The organism is Caulobacter sp. (assembly GCF_035254145.1).
Classification (GTDB): Bacteria; Pseudomonadota; Alphaproteobacteria; order Caulobacterales; family Caulobacteraceae; genus Caulobacter.
The window spans coordinates 1-4,460 of record NZ_DATFAV010000020.1; the positions used below are offsets into that span (position 1 = coordinate 1).

The window sequence follows — 4,460 nt, forward strand, 5'->3', positions numbered from 1 at the left end:
GAGGGCGGGGTTGTTGGGGCGACGGTGCTCCCACAAAAAAAGGCCGCGTCCGGATCGGGCGCGGCCTTGAGTTTGCTTAGGGGGAGAAAGAAAGCGGTACGCTACGCTCACAAACGCAGGAACGCCCGGGCCACCGAGAACAGGCCGCCCCACACGATCGCGTTCAGCACCGCCGCCAGCAGCACCGCGAAGCCGAGCGGCCATTGGCGCGGTCGGCGGGCGCGGGGATCGAAGGGACGGGCTTGCGACGCGACAGGCATGAGACGCTCCTTAACCATGAGCCCATGGTCGAGATTGACTCGGCCTGCGCGAACCGGGCGACCTGTCGCGCGCCGCCTTGTCGCACCCCAGGCTTTGATTCCGGGCTTGGAACGGGCGAAGGTCGATTCCCGAGCCGCCCGGAGCCCGCATGACCGACGCCATCGTCCTTGACCGGGCCAGCAAGACCTACGGCGGCCAGATGGTCTTGGCGCCGACCACCCTGACGATCGCCAAGGGCCGCTTCGTGGCCCTGGTCGGCGGCTCCGGCGCGGGCAAGACCACGCTGCTGAAGCTGATGAACGGGCTCCAGGCCCCGACGACCGGTCGGGTGCTGATCGAGGGCGCGGACGTCGCCGCCCGGCCGGGACCGGAGCTGCGGCGAGGCGTTGGCTATGTCTTCCAGGAGATCGGCCTTTTCCCGCACATGACCGTCGCCCAGAACATCGGGATCACGCCGGAGCTGCTGGGCTGGCCGGCCGCCGAGATCGCCGTGCGGGTGGACGAACTTCTCGACCTCGTGGCCCTGCCGCGCGAGGTCGCGGGCCGCCCCCCGTCGCGGCTGTCAGGCGGTCAACGCCAGCGGGTGGGCGTGGCGCGAGCCCTGGCGGCGCGGCCGTCGATCCTGCTGATGGACGAGCCGTTCGGCGCCTTGGACCCGGTGACCCGCGTCGCCCTGGCCGACGACGTCCGGCGGCTGCACGAGGCCCTGGGGCTGACCACCGTGATGGTGACGCATGACGTCGGCGAGGCGCTGCTGCTGGCCGACGAGGTCGTGGTGATGGCGGGCGGCCAGGTGCTGGCGAAAGCCTCGCCCCGGGAATTGCTGGCTGGCCACGACGATCCGGTCGTCGCCGAGCTGATCGCGGCCCCGCGCCAGCAGGCCGAGCGCCTCGCGGAGCTGGCCCGTGGCTGATCGTCTTCACGCCGCGCTGGCCCTCCTGCCCGAGCGTCTCGGTTGGCATGTCGCCCTCTCGGCCGCGGCCCTGGCGCTGGGCCTGACCATAGCCCTGCCGCTGGGGATCGCCGCGGCGCGCAGCCCGCGCTTGAAGTGGATCGCCCTGGCCACGGCGGGCCTCGTCCAGACCATCCCGAGCCTGGCCTTGCTGGCGCTGTTCTATCCGGTGCTGCTGCTGCTCTCGGGTCTGGCGGCCAAGGTGCTGGGCCATGGCTTTCCGGCCCTGGGCTTCCTGCCGTCGCTGCTGGCCCTGACCCTCTATTCGATGCTGCCGATCCTCCGGAACGCGGCGGCGGGCGTCTCCGGGGTCGACCCGGCCGTGGTCGAGGCCGCGCGCGGCGTCGGCATGACCGACCGCCAACGGCTGTGGCGGGTCGAACTTCCCTTGGCCGCGCCAGTGATCATGGCCGGCGTGCGTACGGCGGCCGTCTGGACCATCGGGGCGGCGACGCTCTCCACGCCCGTCGGTCAGACCTCGCTGGGCGACTACATCTTCTCCGGGCTCCAGACCGAGGACTGGGTGGCGGTGCTGGTCGGCTGCGCGGCCTCGGCGGGCCTGGCCCTGGTGGTCGACGGCCTGCTGGGTCTGATCGAAGGCGGCGTGGCGCGGCGGGACGGCAAGCGGCTGTGGGCCGGCGGCGTGGGACTAGTGATCGGTCTCCTGGCGGCCCTGGCGCCCCTGGCCGGGGCGGCCCTGTCGCAAGACCGGCCGGCCTATGTCATCGGGGCCAAGAACTTCTCCGAGCAGTACATCCTGGTGGAGCTGATGGCGGGGCGGCTGGAGGCGCAGGGCGCGAGCGTGCAGCGGCGCGTGAACCTTGGCTCGGCCGTCGCCTACCGCGCCCTCGCGGCGGGAGAGATCGACGCCTATGTCGATTATTCGGGGACGCTGTGGGCCAACATCCTGAACCGTCGGGACAATCCCGGCCGCCAGGCGGTGTTGAACGGCCTGCGCGCCGAGCTCAAGGCCCGCGACGGCGTGGTGCTGTTGGCTCCCCTCGGCTTCGAGAACGCCTACGCCCTGGCCATGCGGCGTGACCGCGCCGAGGCGCTGAGTGTGAAGACCCTGGCCGACCTAGCGACTAAGGCGCCGCAGCTGACCATGGGCGGCGACCTGGAGTTCTTCTCGCGGCCGGAATGGGCGGCGGTGGAGAAGGCCTACGGCCTGCGATTCAAGAGCAAACGCCAGTTCCAGCCGACGTTCATGTATCGCGCCCTGGAAAGTCGCGAGGCCGACGTGATCTCGGCCTTCTCGTCCGACGGCCGGATCGCGGCGGATGACCTGGTGCTGCTGAGTGATCCGAAGGGCGCCCTGCCGCCCTACGACGCGGTGATCCTGGTCTCGCCGAAGCGGGCAGGGGACCGGCGGCTGATCGAGGCGCTGAGGCCGCTGGGCGGTAGCATCGACGTCAAGGCGATGCAGACGGCGAACTATGCGGTGGATCGGGATAGCGGCAAGAAGAGCCCGGCCGAGGCGGCGGAGATGCTCCCCCGCTAGCGGGGGAGCTCTCGCGGAGCGACTGAGGGGGCTAGCTGGAGCGAGGCCGAGCTGGCCCCCTCCGGCCCTCTGGGCCACCTCCCCCGCGACGCGGGGGAGGATCCTTGGCCTTTACAGAATCCCCGGCAGGTCCAGCCCCTTCTCCCGCGCGCAGTCGATCGCGATCTCGTAGCCCGCATCCGCGTGCCGCATCACGCCCGTCGCCGGATCGTTCCACAGCACGCGCTCGATCCGCTTGGCCGCCGCTTCGGTGCCGTCGCAGACGATCACCATGCCCGCGTGCTGCGAGAAGCCCATGCCGACCCCGCCGCCGTGATGCAGCGACACCCAGGTCGCGCCCGAGGCGGTGTTGAGCAGGGCGTTCAGCAGCGGCCAGTCCGACACCGCGTCCGAGCCGTCCTTCATGCCCTCCGTCTCGCGGTTGGGCGAGGCGACCGAGCCGCTGTCCAGGTGGTCGCGGCCGATGACGATCGGGGCCTTCAGCTCGCCCTTGGCGACCATCTCGTTGAAGGCCAGGCCCAGGCGGTGGCGGTCGCCCAGGCCCACCCAGCAGATCCGCGCCGGCAGGCCCTGGAACTGTATCTTGCGGGCGGCCATGTCGAGCCAGTTGTGCAGGTGCGGATTGTCCGGGATCAGCGCCTTCACCTTGGCGTCGGTGCGGGCGATGTCCTCGGGATCCCCCGACAGCGCCGCCCAGCGGAACGGGCCGATCCCCCGGCAGAACAGCGGCCGGATATAGGCTGGCACGAAGCCCGGGATATCGAAGGCGTTGGCCACGCCTTCCTCCAGCGCCATCTGGCGGATGTTGTTGCCGTAGTCGACGGTCGGGACGCCGGCCTTCTGGAAGTCCAGCATGGCGCGCACGTGGATGGCCATCGAAGCACGAGCCGCCTTGGCGACACCGGCCGGATCGCGCTCGCGGGCCCCGTTCCACTGGTCCAGGCTCCAGCTGGCCGGGATGTAGCCGTTGACCGGATCGTGGGCGCTGGTCTGGTCGGTCAGCAGGTCGGGCCGGACGCCGCGCCCGTAGAGCTCGGGCAGCAGCTCGGCGGCGTTGCCCAGCAGGCCGACCGAGATCGGAGTCTTCGCGGCGCATGCCTCTTCGATCCAGGCCAGGGCTTCGTCGACGTTGTCTGTGGACTTGTCGAGATAGCCGGTGCGCAGGCGCATCTCGATCCGCGAGGGCTGGCGCTCGACGGCCAGGCACGAGGCCCCGGCCATCACCGCCGCCAGCGGCTGGGCCCCGCCCATGCCGCCCAGGCCCGCCGTCAGCAGCCACTTGCCGGATAGGTCGCCCGCATAGTGCTGCCGGCCCATCTCGACGAAGGTCTCGTAGGTGCCCTGCACGATGCCCTGGGCGCCGATATAGATCCACGAGCCGGCGGTCATCTGGCCGTACATGGCCAGGCCTCGTCTATCGAGCTCGTTGAAGTGCTCCCAGGTGGCCCAGCGGGGCACGAGGTTGGAGTTGGCGATCAGCACCCGAGGCGCGTCGGCGTGGGTGCGGAAGACGCCGACCGGCTTGCCGGACTGCACCAGCAGGGTCTGGTCGTCGTCGAGCCGCCGGAGGGTCTCGACGATCTTGTCGAAGCTCTCCCAGTCGCGCGCCGCGCGGCCGATGCCGCCGTAGACGACCAACTCCTCGGGCCGCTCGGCGACGTCGGGATGCAGATTGTTCATCAGCATCCGCAGCGGCGCTTCGGTCGGCCAGGACTTGGCGGAAAGCGCGGTTCCGGTGGCGGGGCG

4 protein-coding genes are annotated in these 4,460 nt (G+C 70.8%); 2 read left to right on the forward strand and 2 right to left on the reverse strand.

Annotated elements, in window-relative coordinates; genetic code table 11:
- Positions 1-107: 107 nt before the first annotated feature.
- The gene (locus VJ655_RS01070; protein WP_324097520.1) at positions 108-260 is read right to left on the reverse strand and encodes a hypothetical protein; all 153 of its coding nucleotides are present in this window, start codon (positions 258-260) and stop codon (positions 108-110) included.
- Positions 261-409: 149 nt separating this feature from the next.
- Between VJ655_RS01070 and VJ655_RS01075 the strand changes: the two genes are divergently transcribed.
- On the forward strand, positions 410-1,174 hold the full coding sequence (locus VJ655_RS01075; protein WP_324097521.1) for an ATP-binding cassette domain-containing protein: 765 nt from the start codon (positions 410-412) through the stop codon (positions 1,172-1,174).
- Positions 1,167-2,714, forward strand: a complete 1,548-nt coding sequence (locus tag VJ655_RS01080; RefSeq protein ID WP_324097522.1) for a glycine betaine ABC transporter substrate-binding protein — start codon at positions 1,167-1,169, stop codon at positions 2,712-2,714. The genes VJ655_RS01075 and VJ655_RS01080 overlap by 8 nt, the downstream gene beginning before the upstream one ends.
- A gap of 111 nt (positions 2,715-2,825) precedes the next feature.
- Here the strand turns inward: VJ655_RS01080 and hutU are convergent.
- Positions 2,826-4,460 (reverse strand): urocanate hydratase (gene hutU, locus VJ655_RS01085; protein ID WP_324097523.1); only part of this gene is annotated, 1,635 nt, incomplete at its 5' end.

Bases quoted from the DNA above. Each gene is read 5' to 3' on its own strand.
- VJ655_RS01070 (WP_324097520.1), bottom strand. From the start codon at position 260: ATGCCTGTCGCGTCGCAAGCCCGTCCCTTCGATCCCCGCGCCCGCCGA.
- VJ655_RS01075 (WP_324097521.1), top strand. From the start codon at position 410: ATGACCGACGCCATCGTCCTTGACCGGGCCAGCAAGACCTACGGCGGC.